Origin of the sequence: Actinomyces urinae (assembly GCF_900119695.1) — a bacterium.
In the GTDB taxonomy this organism is placed as follows: domain Bacteria; phylum Actinomycetota; class Actinomycetes; order Actinomycetales; family Actinomycetaceae; genus Gleimia; species Gleimia urinae.
Window position 1 is genome coordinate 964,179 of sequence record NZ_LT632547.1, and the last position, 16,438, is coordinate 980,616.

17 protein-coding genes are annotated in these 16,438 nt (G+C 56.5%); 3 read left to right on the forward strand and 14 right to left on the reverse strand.

The window, feature by feature from the left end; all coding sequences use genetic code 11:
* Window positions 1-15 precede the first annotated feature (15 nt).
* The 3 genes from BQ7114_RS05730 to BQ7114_RS05740 all read right to left on the reverse strand — a co-directional run bounded on the left by BQ7114_RS05730 (window position 16) and on the right by BQ7114_RS05740 (window position 1,851).
* Window positions 16-1,032: a hypothetical protein gene (locus tag BQ7114_RS05730; RefSeq protein WP_143236800.1), complete on the reverse strand. Its 1,017-nt coding sequence runs from the start codon at window positions 1,030-1,032 to the stop codon at window positions 16-18.
* A 247-nt stretch (window positions 1,033-1,279) separates the two neighbouring features.
* Window positions 1,280-1,579, reverse strand: coding sequence for an Lrp/AsnC ligand binding domain-containing protein (locus tag BQ7114_RS05735; protein WP_072343099.1), 300 nt, complete (start codon window positions 1,577-1,579; stop codon window positions 1,280-1,282).
* Window positions 1,537-1,851 carry an Lrp/AsnC family transcriptional regulator gene (locus BQ7114_RS05740; RefSeq protein ID WP_072343102.1) on the reverse strand — a complete coding sequence of 105 codons (315 nt, stop codon included), beginning with the start codon at window positions 1,849-1,851 and terminating at the stop codon, window positions 1,537-1,539. The genes BQ7114_RS05735 and BQ7114_RS05740 overlap by 43 nt, the downstream gene beginning before the upstream one ends.
* A 248-nt stretch (window positions 1,852-2,099) precedes the next feature.
* Between BQ7114_RS05740 and BQ7114_RS05745 the strand changes: the two genes are divergently transcribed.
* The 3 genes from BQ7114_RS05745 to BQ7114_RS05755 are packed head-to-tail and all read left to right on the forward strand — an operon-like array spanning window position 2,100 to window position 4,239.
* Window positions 2,100-2,720: a DUF47 domain-containing protein gene (locus BQ7114_RS05745; protein WP_072343105.1), complete on the forward strand. Its 621-nt coding sequence runs from the start codon at window positions 2,100-2,102 to the stop codon at window positions 2,718-2,720.
* Between the two features lie 3 nt (window positions 2,721-2,723).
* Complete coding sequence (locus tag BQ7114_RS05750) at window positions 2,724-3,776, forward strand: inorganic phosphate transporter (RefSeq protein WP_072343108.1); 1,053 nt, start codon at window positions 2,724-2,726, stop codon at window positions 3,774-3,776.
* A gap of 7 nt (window positions 3,777-3,783) precedes the next feature.
* Window positions 3,784-4,239 (forward strand): septum formation family protein, encoded by a 456-nt coding sequence (locus tag BQ7114_RS05755; protein ID WP_072343111.1) that lies wholly within the window; start codon window positions 3,784-3,786, stop codon window positions 4,237-4,239.
* 92 nt (window positions 4,240-4,331) lie between these two features.
* On the opposite strand, the gene pstB is transcribed toward BQ7114_RS05755, so the two are convergent.
* The 11 genes from pstB to BQ7114_RS05810 form a co-directional block, all read right to left on the reverse strand.
* A complete protein-coding gene (pstB, locus tag BQ7114_RS05760; RefSeq protein ID WP_072343114.1) occupies window positions 4,332-5,111 on the reverse strand; it encodes a phosphate ABC transporter ATP-binding protein PstB in 780 nt (259 codons plus the stop codon).
* A 12-nt stretch (window positions 5,112-5,123) separates the two neighbouring features.
* Entirely contained in the window at window positions 5,124-6,077 is a 954-nt protein-coding gene (pstA, locus tag BQ7114_RS05765) for a phosphate ABC transporter permease PstA (protein WP_072343117.1), read from the reverse strand.
* The gene (gene pstC / locus BQ7114_RS05770; protein WP_072343120.1) at window positions 6,077-7,006 is read right to left on the reverse strand and encodes a phosphate ABC transporter permease subunit PstC; all 930 of its coding nucleotides are present in this window, start codon (window positions 7,004-7,006) and stop codon (window positions 6,077-6,079) included. The genes pstA and pstC overlap by 1 nt, the downstream gene beginning before the upstream one ends.
* Window positions 7,007-8,122 (reverse strand): phosphate ABC transporter substrate-binding protein PstS, encoded by a 1,116-nt coding sequence (pstS, locus tag BQ7114_RS05775; protein WP_072343123.1) that lies wholly within the window; start codon window positions 8,120-8,122, stop codon window positions 7,007-7,009.
* A gap of 155 nt (window positions 8,123-8,277) precedes the next feature.
* Window positions 8,278-9,291 carry an NUDIX hydrolase gene (locus tag BQ7114_RS05780; RefSeq protein WP_072344862.1) on the reverse strand — a complete coding sequence of 338 codons (1,014 nt, stop codon included), beginning with the start codon at window positions 9,289-9,291 and terminating at the stop codon, window positions 8,278-8,280.
* A gap of 215 nt (window positions 9,292-9,506) precedes the next feature.
* Entirely contained in the window at window positions 9,507-10,742 is a 1,236-nt protein-coding gene (locus BQ7114_RS05785) for an Nramp family divalent metal transporter (RefSeq protein WP_072343126.1), read from the reverse strand.
* Window positions 10,743-10,844: 102 nt separating this feature from the next.
* Complete coding sequence (locus BQ7114_RS05790; RefSeq protein WP_072343129.1) at window positions 10,845-11,750, reverse strand: glycine betaine ABC transporter substrate-binding protein; 906 nt, start codon at window positions 11,748-11,750, stop codon at window positions 10,845-10,847.
* Window positions 11,751-11,804: 54 nt separating this feature from the next.
* On the reverse strand, window positions 11,805-12,479 hold the full coding sequence (locus tag BQ7114_RS05795; protein WP_072343132.1) for an ABC transporter permease: 675 nt from the start codon (window positions 12,477-12,479) through the stop codon (window positions 11,805-11,807).
* Window positions 12,476-13,183 carry an ABC transporter permease gene (locus BQ7114_RS05800; RefSeq protein ID WP_072343134.1) on the reverse strand — a complete coding sequence of 236 codons (708 nt, stop codon included), beginning with the start codon at window positions 13,181-13,183 and terminating at the stop codon, window positions 12,476-12,478. The genes BQ7114_RS05795 and BQ7114_RS05800 overlap by 4 nt, the downstream gene beginning before the upstream one ends.
* Entirely contained in the window at window positions 13,180-13,983 is an 804-nt protein-coding gene (locus BQ7114_RS05805; RefSeq protein ID WP_072343137.1) for an ABC transporter ATP-binding protein, read from the reverse strand. Before BQ7114_RS05805 ends, BQ7114_RS05800 begins: the two co-directional genes overlap by 4 nt.
* Before the next feature lie 160 nt (window positions 13,984-14,143).
* Window positions 14,144-16,408, reverse strand: a complete 2,265-nt coding sequence (locus BQ7114_RS05810) for an RNA degradosome polyphosphate kinase (protein ID WP_072343139.1) — start codon at window positions 16,406-16,408, stop codon at window positions 14,144-14,146.
* Window positions 16,409-16,438: the final 30 nt, after the last annotated feature.

Here is a 16,438-nt window from a genome sequence, read left to right on the forward strand (position 1 = left end):
ACCGGCACCGAAGCGCTAGAGCAGAGCGCCGACTCGTACAATTACGTAGATAGGCATCACTGCGAGCAGGAACTTCATTGCCCCGCGGGCAAACGCTCCCGCCTCGGAAATACGGCGATTATGCTCACCAAACAGCATGTCTACGATCACGATCACGCCGCCCACTCCCAAACCTATCAGCGCAGACATTAGCAAAAACGACACCTTTGCTGGCACGGCTGACGACGTATTAGAGAATGCGAAGGAGAGCAAGCTGGCAGGCTGGCCAACCGCGAGCGCAACACCTGTAACTACGACGGCACTAAGCGGCCCCAACAGTAGCGCCCAAAGCGCATTTGCCCCCGCGCTTGTGCCCAGCTGGTTACCCACCATGGTGACCATGAATGCCAGTGCAGCGGTGACCATAACGGCAGACCACAATTCTGACTCGCACAGCGTCACCCAAGCGCTACCGATCACCACCACGAAGCCACCAAACACTGAGGCCGACAGTGAATGGAGGAGGTCTGTGCGCGGAAGCGGCCGCGTGGCCTCCATGATCGCCGCCACCAACACCACCATGCCAAGGCCTACGGTTGCCCACGCAAAATCGTCACTGATGCTAATGGCGGCCAACGTGACGAGCCCGACGAGCAGTATCGTTACCAGCGACGTGTAACGCACCGGAGTTTGAACCAGATCAGCCAGGCCGCGCGCGAAGATGACCATCGCAACCACTACCACAAGGCTGACAACCATCCTCGTATCGAACACCAAGTTGCCAATCACGATAGAGCCCGCCAACAAGACAGCGATCGTGGCTGAAAGATAACGAGTGGGAATAGACAAGATTTGCTGCGCCCTACCGCGATTCTTCGTCCCCACGCGGCGCTGCGACACACGCGCCTTCTTCAAGCTTTTTGACACGCGCACAGACTTAGATGCCTCCGCCCCCTCCTTTGGGGCCGACAAACCCGGCGTACCTAAGCGCGAAGCACGCCTATGCTTGCCCAAATCGTTCTTTGCCTGATTCTTCGTATTCTTGTCATCCACACCCAAATGCTCCCACACTTTCAACCTAGAATCCCCACCACAGCAGGCAAACTGGCGCGCTCGAACAAATCCAAGGCCTACTTCGGGCATTTTGAGGTGCACAGTTCACAATTTGCATTAGTATTGAAGCAGGCACCGAACCAACTATGCCCCGGGCTCCAACTTCTGCCGCTACGAGCGGCCTTCGCGCCGACAGGCGCATTTTGGTTCGGTGTCTTTTGCTTTGCGTTGATGCCCGCTTACCGCGCTAGTCTTCTGCGCCTATCCCACCGCGAAAACCGCGCGCCGCATTTGACTCAAACTTCAAAACCCCAAGCAAATCAAGCGTTGCGGGCTGAACCTTTTGCGGAGCCAAATCAAAATCGCTGTCTTGCTCTTGCATCAAGAACACCGTTTCGGTGTCGCGCACACATTCCCACTGAGAAATGACGTCCACCACCGCGTGCTGGATTCCGGGCACATCGTCTGCACGCAACCGCAACATCACGTCATACTCACCCGTAGTCACCGCATAATAGTCAAGCTCTGACAACGCACTAAGCTGCATTCCGAACTGCTTCCACTTGCTCTGGTCAAGCGGAACACAAATGCGCTAACCTTCTTGCCAATCAAGCTCGGATTAATATCGACCGTGAACCGTTCAATAACGCCGGACTCCACCAATGTGTTAAGCCGCGCATACGCATTAGAACGAGAGATTCCCACAGCCTCTGCAAGCGCCGCAACAGACATGCGCGAATCGCGACGCAAATAACGAAGGATCTCCAAATATGTTTCATCCAACTCAAATTCTGGATCTTTAGAATGCTCACCGCTCATACGGCGATTCTAGCGAGACACAATGTCTAAAACCACATGATTATTAAAACAAACTGCTAAAAAACTGCGGGATTCAAAACATAGCTAGTGTCCATCAGGTTCGCGTTCTTTTATCTGCATGTCACTTATAGAGCCAAAAGCACTTTTACCAAAACTTAAACGGCGGATTACTAAAATAGGTCAAATCAGTAAAGTACACTAATGTTGAATTCGCATGTGACCAACGACCGCGTATTGGAGTATGACAAGTGCGTTTTTCTAGGTCCAACGACGACAACATCTTCTTCACTCTTTTCACCAAACAAGCAACTTTTTTGGTATCCGCAGCTGAGCTACTTGCAAAAATCAACGCTGCAACTCCGGAACGTCGTGTCGATCTTCGCGACGACCTACACCACCTTGAACAATCATGTGACGAGGTTACCCACGAGATTGCAGAGCGACTCAACCAAACGTTTGTCACTCCGCTCGACCGCGATGACATCACCTACATCTCCAGCCATCTGGACGACTGCATGGACTACATGGACGAGGCCGGTGACCTCATCGTCCTATACAAGGTTGGCACACTTCCCGCCGGCGTGGCAGAACAGCTCAACGTCATCCAGCGTTGTTGCGACCTCACCGCCCAAGCGATGCCTCGCCTTAAGACTCTTGGCGGCCTACGCGACTACTGGGTTGAGATCAACCGCCTCGAAAACGACGGCGATCAGGCATACAGGAAGACCATCTCTACACTTTTCGAAAGCGGATACGACGCCCTCGAAGTGATCAAGCTGAAGGACGTCATCGAAGTCCTCGAAAAAGCGATCGACTCCTTCGAAGCACTCGCAAACGGCGTTGAGACCATCGCGATCAAGGAGTCCTAAGCGGTGGATCTGAATCTCATTCTCGTCGTTGTTGTAATCGTCATTGCACTTGGCTTTGACTTCACCAACGGCTTCCACGACGCGGCAAATGCTATCGCAACCTCCGTGTCCACCCGGGCGCTAACGCCCCGCGCGGCACTCGGCATGGCAGCGATCATGAACATCGTTGGCGCCCTGCTCGGCACCGAAGTCGCAAAAACCATCGGTGAAGGCATCATCGATATTCAGCACTTCACCACCTCAACCGATCCGACGATGCAGTTACACGGGCTCGGGATCATCCTGGCCGCACTAATAGGCGCGATCACCTGGAACCTCATCACCTGGTGGTTTGGGCTACCGTCCTCGTCCTCGCATGCCCTCATCGGCGGTCTTGTGGGCGCAGGCCTGGCGTCCTCCACCACCGTGTTGTGGGGCGGCATCACCATGCAGGTCATCATCCCGATGTTCCTATCTCCACTCGTAGGCTTCTGCCTGGCGTACATCATCATGCAGATCGCGCTGTACCTTGTACGCAACCTCGCCTACCACCGCACCATGCGTAAGTTCCGCTTCGCACAAACCGTGTCCGCCGCCGCAATGGCACTTGGCCACGGCCTCCAAGACGCCCAAAAAACGATGGGTATCATCGTCATGGCCCTCCTTGCAGGTGGTTACGGGGAAACGCACAACGTGATCGTGGACGGCGAGCTCACCATCCCCACGTGGGTTAAACTCGCAGCTGCACTCGCCATTTCTGCAGGTACCTATTCCGGCGGCTGGCGCATCATGCGCACCCTCGGCCGCCGCGTCATCGAGCTTGACCCAGCACGCGGATTCGTTGCCGAAACCGTATCTGCGACCGTCCTGTACTTCACCGCATTCGTAGTGCACGCGCCGATCTCCACCACGCACACCATCACCTCGGCCATCATGGGTGTGGGCGCCACCAAACGTTTATCCGCCGTCCGGTGGGGCGTGGCCGGAAACATCGTTGTCGCCTGGTTCCTCACCCTCCCTGCGGCCGCAGCAGTGGCAGCAATAATCTACCTATTACTGCACCTAGTGTTACCGTAGAGAACTGATGAGAACCTTTAAACACAATGCGAAGCCCCGCTACATTGGCGGGGTGCTCGCTTTAGCGCTACTTCTATCCGCCTGCTCCACCACCTCGGCGCTCGAACTCGAAGCGGGGAACTGTCTGGACCTACCTGACGATGCCAATATGTCCGCAGGTTTTGAGCTGGCAACCGTCAAAACAGTGGCCTGTACCAGCGAGCACGAAGCTCAGGTATACGCAGAAAAGGAACTAACCGGAGACGAGTTCCCCGGTATGGACGCCATTCAAGACATCGCATCCGAGTTTTGCGCAACCGAGTTCAAGACGTTTGTAGGAAGTGAAATCGGCACTTCTACCCTGGACATCTACCCGCTGATGCCTACCGCAGAAAGCTGGGATCAAGCGGGAGACCGCACGCTTCTTTGCGTTGCTATCAGCCCTACACCGGTAACCAGCACGTTTGAAAATTCCGGCCTGTAACCTCTTCGCACCCAAGACGGCCCGTAGATTTCGATACCGATAATAAAGTGAGGGCGAGGACCCAGTCCTCGCCCTCTACCTTTTGGAAGAATTTATCCGAAGCGGCCTGAAATGTAGTCTTCAGTTGCCTTTTCCGTTGGGTTAGAGAAGATCTTTGAAGTCTCGTCAATCTCCACCAAACCGCCCGGCTCACCAGCTGCACGCAGGTTGAAGAAACCCGTGCGGTCCGAGACGCGAGCTGCCTGCTGCATGTTGTGAGTGACAATCACGATCGTGTAATCATCCTTCAACTCCATCATGAGGTCCTCGATCGCGAGGGTCGAGATGGGGTCAAGTGCGGATGCCGGCTCGTCCATCAGCAAAATATCGGGCGAAACCGCGATGGCGCGCGCAATGCAAAGCCTCTGCTGCTGGCCACCCGAAAGAGACGAACCGGGGCTGTTCAGACGGTCCTTAACCTCATTCCACAAGTTCGCTCCGCGCAATGACTCTTCAACCAAGTCATCCTGATCCGACTTTGGCATCCTCTTGTTATTGAGCTTGATACCAGCCAAAACGTTATCGCGGATACTCATCGTTGGGAAAGGATTTGGACGCTGGAACACCATACCAATGGAGCGGCGAACCTGAACCGGATCCACGTCCTTGTCGTAAATGTTCTTATCCCCAACCTTCACGCTTCCCGTCACGCGAGCGCCTGGGAGGACCTCGTGCATCCTATTCAGTGTGCGGAGGAACGTAGTTTTTCCACATCCAGACGGGCCAATCAACGCGGTGATTGACTTAGCGTGGATCCGCATATTCACATCCTTTACGGCCAAAAAATCGCCGTAGTAAATGTCTTCATTCTCAACAATGATCTCTTTAGCCATCGTTATTCTCTTTTAGCTCCTGCCCTTAGGCGCAAAGTAGTGCGCCACGATTCGAGCAATCAGGTTGAACAGCATTACCAGCAAAATCAGCACCAGGGCGGCGGCCCAAGCGCGATCGTAGTTGATCGTCTCTACACAGTTCTCCAGCGCACCACACGGCGCCAGACCCTGCGAATATTGGCGGTACACGTACACGGGAAGCGTCATGAGGCGCCCCTCGAACACGTCGAAGTTGATCGAATCAATCACGCCCACGGTCATAAGTAGCGGCGCGGTTTCACCAACAACGCGCGCGATTGCGAGCATAACCGCGGTTGTTAACCCGGCAGCGGAGGTGCGGAGCACGACCTTCACAATCGTTAACCACTTTGGAACGCCAAGAGCGTAGGACGCTTCCCTAAGCTCGTTAGGTACTAGGCGTAGCATCTCTTCACTCGAGCGCACAACCGTTGGGATCATCAGCACCGACAGTGCCACCGCGCCCATAATACCCGCGCGATATGCCGGCGAAACGAGTAGACCAAACAGCGCTGCGGCGAACAGGCCGGCGACTATCGAAGGAATACCCGTCATCACGTCCACAAAGAAAGTGGTTGCGCGCGCAAGCTTCGAGTTGCCCGCATACTCAACCAGGTAAATCGCGGTTGCCAAACCGATTGGAACCGAGATGAGCGTTGCCCAACCCGTGACAAGCAAAGTACCAATAATCGCGTGGTAAATACCGCCCGCATCCATGCCGCCGTACACACCGTTCATCGAAACGGTGAGGAAGTACGGAGAGAGGCGACCCCAACCGTTCTCCACCACAATCCACAGTAGTGAAACCAACGGAATAATCGCGAAAGCGAATGCCAACGCCACAAGCACAACCGAGCTCTTGTCAGCCAGCTTACGGCGCCTATCCAAGGCGGGGTTGCGAGAAGCGAACGGGTTAGGGTTCGCTGTTGTTTGAGTTTCGACAGACATTAGTTGGCCCCCGAGAACTCGGCACGCCTAGCGATAATCCAGCGCGCAAGCATATTAACGATCATTGTGATTGTAAACAGTGCCAGACCCGTGGCAATCAAGGCAGACGTGTACGTGCCCGTGGCCTCGGGGAACTGCAGAGCAATGTTTGCCGCGATGGTGGAGTGCTTACCCGCTTGCAAAATGTTGAACGAGTAGCTCGAGCCCACCGAAAGCACCATTACAACCGCCATCGTCTCGCCAAGCGCGCGGCCCAAACCGAGCATCGCAGCTGAAATAATGCCGGAGCGTCCAAACGGCAATACCGCCATTTTCACAACTTCCCAACGCGTTGCGCCAAGAGCCAATGCAGCCTCTTCATGAGCCTTCGGGGTTTGCAAGAACACCTCACGCGCAACCGCCGTGACAATCGGAAGGATCATCACAGCAAGGATCAAAGAAGCAGAGAAGATAACGCGGCCAGTTGTAGACACCGGACCTGCAAACAGCGGGATCCACCCTAAATACTTAGACAAGAACTCGTAGAACGGAACGAGCCTTGGGATTAGCCACATCGCGCCCCACAGGCCGTAAATAACCGAAGGGATCGCGGCCAGCAGGTCAACCATGTAGCCGAGCGGCTGAGCAAGGCGCTTTGGCGCGTAATGGCTAATGAAAAGTGCGATTCCGATAGAGAGTGGCACGGCAAGTAACATAGCGAGGATAGCCGCCAGCACCGTACCGAAAATTTGCGGGCCAGTGAACTGCCAAATGTTTAGCTCTTCCGCACTGCCAACCGTTCGGATACGCACCGAAGAATCGCTGATCGCCGGCCAGGCTCTCACAACCAGAAATGTGGCAACCGCCGCGAGGGTCACGAGGATCGTGACCGCTGCAGCAGTTGCCCCTGACCGGAAGATCTTGTTACCGATCTTCCCGGTGTTGTTCATTTACTTAGCCACCTGGATCATGTCGAGCGAGGACTTGATTTCGCCCTGCATGTTAGCGGAGATCGGAGCCGAGCCAGCAGCCTCAGAAGCGGCAGCCTGGCCCTCAGCGGAAGCCTGGAAGCCAATGAAGCCCTTCACCAGGTCAACCGTTTCCTGATCCTCGTAAGTGGAGCAAACGATCGAGTAGGAAACCAGAACCAGCGGGTACGCCTTCGGATCTTCCGGCGTGCGGTTGATGGTCAAACCAAGATCGCCCTTAACGCCCGAATCTACGCGCTCAGCCGAGTCAACAGCAGCCGCTGCAGCCTCGTTCGAGAACTTCACGTAGCCATCGCCAGCCTTCAGCGCAACCGTACCGAGCGAGCCAGCCTGCGACGCATCCGCGTAACCAATCGTGCCGGTACCAGCGGTCACAGCCTGCACAAGACCCGAGGTCTTGTCACCGGACTCGCCACCAGAAATCGGCCATGCCTTGGCGGCTTCATGCGGCCACGCATCCGGGGCGGCCTTGCTCAAGTAGTCAGTGAAGTTCTGAGTGGTGCCCGACTCATCCGCGCGGTGAACCGGCGTGATTGTCAGATCCGGAAGCTCAACATCCGGGTTCTGCGAAGCAATCGCCTCGTCATTCCACTTAGTGATCTCACCGGAGAACACCTTCGCGATGGTCTCGGCATCCATGTTCAGCGTGTCGATGCCCTCAAGATTGAAAATAACCGCAACCGGGGAAATGTAGACCGGGAGGTTAAGAGCGTCCGAGCCACAACGTTCTTTAGCGGCCGCGACCTCGTCATCCTTCAGGACGGCGTCAGAGCCGGCCCACGCAACCTGCTTGCCAACAAACTGAGTGATGCCAGCACCCGAACCAACCGGGTCATAAGAAACGGTTACACCCTGCTGCTGCGCCTGGTACTTAGCGATCCACGCATTCATCGCGGCTTCCTGAGAAGAAGCGCCCGCACCCGCTACGGAGCCAGAAAGCGTTGCTCCCTCAGCTATCTCCGTCGAGGTCGCGCCCTCATTCTGGGCAACCGGGTTATCCGAACCGCAAGCGGCAAGACCAAAAGCGATCGTGCCCGCTCCAAAAGCTAGAGCTACTCTAGAGAGTCTAAGGTTCATCACGTCAAATAGTCCTCTTCAATAAGGTATTCCCACACGCAAACGCACGGGAGAAGCTGCTTTTTGCAACCGCTAGAAAAGGTATCGACGCAAAGTTAAGGCCAGACGCGAACTAGGTAAACGAACGGTGAATTGTTAAAGCACACGCGGCCAACTTAAAACCGTTTGATAGTCCTTTGTGTTTCAAACGCCACAATTTCCGGAGTTTTCGCATTCGCGGCGGGGTAAGCCAGGTGTGCAACCAGCATTTGTGCGGGCCGTAAATAAGGGTCTTCCGCTGGAATCTGGCGGGCCAGCTGACTGGCCGCAATCGCCTGCAACGGTTCAAACATTGCCGGGAGCGCGGGCCTATGGCCGCACACAACAACCGGCTGCGCCGGGCGCTGCACCAGGCGCTCAATCACCTTCGCCGCTTCCTCCGGAGTGGCCTGCGCTTGCTCCTGCGTAAGCTCCTGTGCGGTAACCAAGTTAAGACCTGCCACCGCCGCGTACGGCTCCAACGAAGACCGGCACCTCACCCACGGACTGGACAGTAGCCTCGAAACACCAAGCGCCGAGAAAATATCCACCAGATCCAGCGCCTGTACAACGCCGGCGCGATTTAGCGGCCTCTTTGCCTCCGCGCCATCCCATTGCGCCCGTGTCAGTGCCGCCCCGTGGCGGACAATCGCGAGAGTTGCCGTTACCAGCCGGCCGGACTCCGCCCTTGCAATCACATCATCCAACAAACGTCTATCACCGCGGCGCGTGAGCATGTCCAGCGCCGTGCGCGGATCCACCCAACGCGTCAAATCAATTTCCTTAGCGGGCGCGGGAACCACCGGGATGCGCGAGCGTTCCACTCCCCCGTGCGTCACCGGCGTACCGATCCAGTAGTGCACTTCCTTTGTCTGCCCCGAACCAAGGCGGTAACGCTGCGTGTTCAGCGGCGCGTGCATTTGCACGAGGACGCCAGTTTCTTCCTCCACCTCGCGAACACCTGCCGCGATGAGGGGCTCGTTGACCTCCGCCTTGCCCTTCGGCCAAGACCAGTCATCGTAGCGAGGCCGGTGGACGATCAAGACCTCGATCTCATCGGCCTTGTACTCTCGGCCGAACTCCACCGGCACATGCCGGTCTCGCGGACGCCAAACAATAGCGCCCGCAGACCTAACAATTCGGCTAGGCACTGGGCTGGGTCTAAATTTAGCCACGGTGAACTTTCGAAATTTACATACCACTGAACGCGCCGCCACTGCGGTGGCGAAAGTTTTCAGGGTTGCGGACACGGACAAATCTGATTTGATTCTACCGGTTTTCACTCTGAGCCGTAAGAGAGTCCGCGAGGCGGCCACGCCCACAGTTTGCGTAATGCGAGCAAGGGGGCAAGTAGCGGCGCCCGCACCTAGGCGGGCACGTCCACGCCCGTGAATGTTAGATAAATGAGAGCGAAGTTCAGCGCCACAATCAAGGCAGAAATCGCGGCCATCGCTATCTTCATTGGCGTGCCGTCGCGGTAATTCCCCATGACATCCTTACTGGCGGTGTACCAGGTCAGCGGAATGATCGCGAACGGAATGCCAAACGAAAGCGCAACTTGCGAAATCACCAGCGCCCACGAAGGATTTGGGTAAACCCACAGCACTATCAACGCAGGAATGAGGGTAACCAAGCGCCTAGCCCACAGCGGAACTCGCACATGCAGCAGGCCGCCCATGATCTCCGATCCCGCATACGCCCCCACCGACGTAGAGGCAAGGCCGGAGGCCAGCAAACCCACCGCGAACACAACGCCAATCCCCGGACCTAACACGGCCTCGATCGCGGCGTGCGCCCCCTCAATCGAGTCGGTGCCCGCGTGTCCGCCCAGCGCGGACGCGGCAAGCAGAAGCAGCCCCAAGTTCACCGCGCCCGCAACAATCAGGGCGAACACCACGTCCGTCCTCGTTGCGCGAAGCAGAATCTTTAAATTTCGATTCTTCTTATTGAACCGGTGGTTTACCAAAGACGAATGCAAATAAATGGCGTGAGGCATAACGGTTGCGCCCAGCATCGACGCGGCGATCAACACCGAGTTCGTGTCACTAAAACGGGGAACGAGGCCGGAAGCCACACCGGTTGCCGAGGGCGGCTCTATGAACAAGCCCGCTAAGAAGCCGCCGGTGATAACTACCAGCAGGGCAACCACGATGGCCTCGAACTGGCGCTGGCGCTGCGCATTTTGGAAAATCAGCAACGACATCGACACGGCGCCCACAATCAAACCGCCCACAATCAGCGGCAAATCGAACAGCAACTGCAATGCTATAGCGCCGCCAATTATCTCCGCCAAATCAGTGGCTGCGGCAATCGTTTCGGCCTGCAACCAAAACGCGACGCGACGCCGCCTGGGCAGACGATCCCCCAGAAGCTCCGGCAGCGAACGACCGGTTACCAGGCCGAGCTTGGCGCTCTGATACTGCACCAGCACAGCCATCAGATTCGCAAGCACCAGCACCCACACCAGCATGTAGGAATACTTAGCGCCCGCCGAGATATTCGCGGCCACGTTACCGGGGTCAACATATGCGACAGCGGCAACAAAAGCCGGCCCCAACATGGGCCAAAGCCTATGCCTGCGAACTTTCTTAGCGGGCGCCACAGTGACCTCTTCCCACCTGAAACCTAACGAACAACCCTCATCATATTTCGGGTAACCGAAATCTTCAAGTGGACAAGCCGCACAAGTGCTAAATGCCTTTATCTACAGGTTTTGCTCAATCCACTCGCGAGCGATTACATCAGCGGACTCCTGGTCCTGCGACGAACGCACATTCAGATCCAGCAAACCATCGGCAGTGAGCTTTGCCTGCACCTTATTGAGTACCTCTACGGCCTTCGGGTCAAGATCAGACACCGTTAGCGGCACCACGTGCGATGAGAGGAACATGCCCTGCGGATCATCCAAAACCACAAGATCATTCACCTTGATGTCCGGGCTGGCCGAGAAAATATTTGCCAACTGCACGTCACCATCAAGTAGCGCCTTCACCGTCAACGGGCCGCCCTTGTCCTCAATCGGCGTGAAATCAACATCCACACCGTAATGCTTCTTCAAACCCTTCGGGCCATTCGGGCGATTCTCAAACTCAGAACTACCCGCAACAACGAGCTTGCCGTCATAATTCTTCAAATCAGCAAGCGAAGTGATTCCACTTTCTTCCGAGAACTTGCGCGAGACCACGTACGAATCCTGATCCGTGGCCTCCGCCTGATCCAACACCTGGAAACCCTGCGGAGCGGTCTTCTTCAACTCCTCATAAATCGCGTCCTTGCCAGTTACCTCATTATCCGGATTCCAGAACTGCAGCAGCGGCCCCGTGTACTCCGGACGAATGTCGATGGAACCGTCCTCCATCTCCTTATTCAAAACCTCACGCGCACCGATCTTGAAGTCACGCTGCACGGCAAAGCCCTCGGCTTCAAGAGCCTGCGCGTAAATCTCCGCAATGATCTCGTTCGAGTAGTAATTCGACGAACCAATCACGATCGCATCTTCGGCAGGCTTCGACGCCTCGCCCTGCTCGAACGATGACGAATCACCACACGCCGCGAGCGACGCAGTCAAACCAACCGCCAACGCAGCGCCCAGAACACGTTTCAAAGACATAAACACTCCTACTATTGATACCTTCAACAAACTAAAGCGGCCGGCAACCCCTGCCTACGCCACACCTGTGCTCCTGCGAGCATGCCTTTCACTTACCTTTATCGCAAGATGAAACGCCAAATCCACAAACAGAGCCAACATAATCACCAGGATGGCGCCACCCAGCATCTCGTCATAACGCCGGGCCGACAAGCCCGAAAAGATGAACCGGCCCAAACCAGCATCCGCCACATACGCGGCCAACGTCGCCGTAGCCACCACCTGCAACGCCGCCGAACCAACACCGCCCATAATCACCGGGCTGGCGAGCGGTAGCTCAACCCCGCGCACGATCTGCCACTCCGACATGCCCAGCGCGCGAGCCGCCTTCACCGCAGTCACATCAACATTTGCCACACCCGAATACGCACCAGCCAACAAAGGTGGGATAGCCAGCACCACCAACACAATCACCGGCGCCTTCAAACCGATCCCCATCAAAAGGCCGAGCAGCGTCAGCAAACCGAGGGTTGGCACCGCCCTTGCCGCACCGGCAATCGCAGCCACCACGCCCTGTCCCCTGCGCGTATGCCCCACCGCCACGCCCGCCGGAAGCGCCACCGCACTAGCAATCAACAGCACCACGAGCGCGATAGCCAAATGTTGGCCCAGGCGCACCCAGATCCCGGACGCACCCAACCAGTTGCCCGGATCCGCCACCCACGCAAGCGCATCACCCAACAAGTTCATCGCGCGCCCTCCTCATCGGCCGGCTCATCCTGTGTCACACCCGCAACCACCAGCGGCCCCGGACCGAGCCGCTCCGCCCTCTTCCATGGGAACAGCAACCAACCAGCCAACACCGTCAGAGCATCCAACGCAAGCGCCAGCACAATCGTGAGCAGCAAACCCGTCACGACCTCGGCAATGATTCCACGCTGAAAACCATCCGTAAACAGCGTGCCGATACTTTGGATACCAATCACTGCGCCAACCGTCACCAAACTGACCGTGTTCACCACAACCACGCGCAGGCCCGCAATGATAATCGAACCAGCAAGCGGCAACTCGATGCGCCAAAACTTCTGCCACGGTGAATAGCCCATTGCCGTAGCGCTACCCAACGCTTCTTGCGGCACCGCCGCAAACGCGTCCGCAGCCGTGCGTTGCAACAGGGCAACGCCGTAGATACTCAAAACAATCACAACTGCTACCGCAGAGCGGATCGAAACGCCTGTAATCGCCGGAATCACAATAAACATTGGTAAAGACGGCACCGCGTAAATCACGCTGATTAACGCAATTAAAGCCTCGCGCGTCAGCTTGTGGCGATTAACGAGCCAGCCCACCGGCACCGCGATCAGCACACTAACCAAAATCGCGCTCACCGACAGCCACAGATGAAGCCACACTAGCTGCGCAATCCACTGCGCGTTGTTAGCCACCCAAGTCATTCAAGCGCCCCAAGTAGCCGGCCCGTAGCGTCCTCTACAATCCGCGAATCACCCCGCACACGCAACCTGCGCGCACCGGACGTGAGGCCAATAAATGATGCGACAAAATCACTAGCCGGATTCGTCAGCAACTCGTCGGGGGTACCCCGCTGAGCTATTTGCCCGCCCGAGCCCAGCACGATCACATCATCAGCCAGCGTGAACGCCTCGTCAATATCGTGGGTTACGAACAAAACCGTTTTACCGAGCTCGCGTTGCAACCGCAAAACCTCATCTTGTAACTCGCGACGCACAATCGGATCAACCGCAGAAAACGGCTCATCCATTAGCAAAATATCGGGATCGGCGGCCAGCGCTCTGGCCACCCCCACGCGCTGCTGCTGCCCGCCCGAGAGTTGCGCCGGATAGCGATTAGCCAACTGCTGCTCTAGCCCCATCAGATCCATCAGTTCACGGGAGCGCTCATACGCCTTAGAACGGGGCACTCCGTTAAGAATTGGAACCGTTGAAATGTTGTCGATGATCGTACGATGCGGCAACAAACCACCCGCCTGCATCACGTAACCGATAGAGCGACGCAACTTAACCGGATTAACCGTAGCCACGTCAACGCCATCGATAAGAACCCGCCCCCTCGTAGGCTCAATCATGCGATTGACCATTGACAACAGGGTGGACTTACCCGATCCTGATGACCCTACAAGCACCGTGGTTGAATGACTAGGCACAGTAAAAGACACGTTAACAACGGCCTGCGTGCCCCCGGGATAGGTTTTTGACACATCGTCGAACTCGATCATCGGTTCTCCTAGCTTCGCCTCCTCCAATCGTATGTAAAACCACGCCGGACCCCGACGCTGAATCAGACAAACCAAGCGGTAAAGCGCCCAAAGTCACATATAAATATCCCGAGGACGCCGCAGGGCATCCTCGGGATTGCCAATAATGCGGATCTGGCCGCTAGAAAACCTTCCTGCCCTTCACCCGGGAGGAAGCGTTCTCCATCAGCAACTGCTGAATATCAGTGAGCTTGCGGCCCTTCTTGCCGTGCGTGTGACGAACCCAAGAGCCATCCGCGCGCAAATACCACGACGTCACATCGGCAGAGGCTTCCGTGCGTAGCAACTTAGACAGGTACGCAATCTGGCCCTCGTCCGTAATACGCACCAGGGCCTCCACGCGCCTATCCAAGTTGCGATGCATGAGGTCGGCCGAGCCGATCCACACCTCTTCACTGCCCTCCGGTCCGAAGCAATAAATGCGTGAATGCTCCAGGTAGCGGCCAAGAATGGAGCGAACCCGGATGTTTTCCGACAGCCCCTTCACTCCCGCGCGAATCCCACAAATACCACGCACAACCAGATCGACGGGCACGCCCGCCCTTGAGGCCCGATACAACGCGTCAATCACGGCCTCGTCAACAATCGAGTTCACTTTGATACCGATGTAGGCTTCCTCGCCGCGCTTCTTGCGCTCAATCTGTTCATCGATGCGTTCAATCAGGCCCGAGCGGATCGACATTGGGGCAACCAGCAGGCGGTGGAACGTGGTACGCGGAGCGTAACCGGACAGCTGGTTGAACAAGCGCGTGAGGTCCTGACCAACTTCGCGGTCGCAGGTTAGCAGGCCCAGGTCCTCATATCCGCGAGCCGTCTTGGGGTGATAGTTGCCCGTGCCCACGTGGCAGTAACGGCGCAAACCATCGGATTCTTCACGAACAACCATGGACAACTTGCAGTGCGTCTTCAGACCAACCATTCCGTAAACCACATGCACACCCGCACGTTCGAGCTTGCGCGCCCACGAAATGTTCGCTTCCTCATCGAAACGCGCCTTGATCTCCACGATAGCCACAACCTGTTTACCGGCGTGCGCAGCATCGATTAGGGCCTTCACAATCGGGGAATCACCCGACGTGCGGTACAGGGTTTGCTTAATCGCCAAAACCTTCGGGTCGGCCGCAGCGGTAGCCACAAAATGCTGCACCGACGTTGCGAACGAATCATACGGGTGGTGCAAAAGCACATCGTGGTTGCGGATGGATGAGAAGATATCCCCCGCCCTAGCCGACTCATACTCCGCCAAGCCCTTCGGCGTTACCGGCACGTACTTGGGGTACTTCAAATGCGGCAAGTCCAAATCATGCAGGTCGTTAAGCGCCGTCAGATCAAGCGGCTCTGGCAAGCGCAGCACATCCTGCTCTGAGATTTCCAACCGATCGATCAAGAAATCCAGCACCGTCTGCGAAATGTCCTCCGCCACCTCCAGGCGCACCACCGGACCAAAACGACGTCGAAGTAGTTCTTGTTCCATCGCGGTTAGCAGGTTCTCCGCGTCATCCTCTTCGACTTCCAAATCCTCATTACGAGTCACGCGGAACGCGTGTGATTCCAGCACCTTCATGCCGGGGAAGAGCGTATCCAAATGCGCGGCAATGATCTCTTCGAGGGGAACAAAGTTTGTGCCCGCCTTCGTGGCCGCGAGATCTTCCGTAGCTACGCCCTCAAAATCGGGCATAACAGACTCGACATTAACCAGGCGCGGCAGGGACTGCGGGACCTTAACCCGCGCGAAATACGTCTTATCCGTGGCCTCGTTCAGAACCACAACAGCAAGGTTCAAAGATAGGCCCGAAATGTATGGGAACGGGTGCGAGGGGTCAACCGCGAGCGGTGTCAACACGGGAAAAACACGCTTTTGGAAGTATTTCGACAAGGCGTCTTGCTGCGCGGAATCAAGTTCACTCCAGGAACGCAGATGCAGACCTTCTTCATGGAGGAGGGGCAGGAGGTCCTCGTGGAACGACTTCACTTGGCGCGCTGTAAGCTCACGCGTCAGCTGTGTAATACCGTCCAGGATCTGGCGTGGGGTTAGACCTGATGCCGCGACCTTTGCGATGCCTGCCGCGATGCGGCGCTTCAAACCGGCAACACGCACCATGTAAAACTCGTCTAAGTTCGACGAAAAAATCGTGGAAAACCAGGCACGCTCAAGTAGTGGGAGTTCGGTATCTTCAGACTGTTCGAGGACGCGGCGGTTGAAGCTCATCCACGAAAGCTCGCGGTCGGCAAACCTCTCTTTTGGTAGCTCATCTACAGCTTCTGGAGCCTTCTTTTTGACGAGCAGGAACATGTCCTTTTGCTCTGCAGATGCGAAAGGCGCGCCAGCCTGGTCCGTGTTTTCAAGGGCCTGCGGCTGCCTGCTGGGCGTAGTATTTTCAGCCATCGTTTCTCGATCTCACTTTTCTATTCAAAG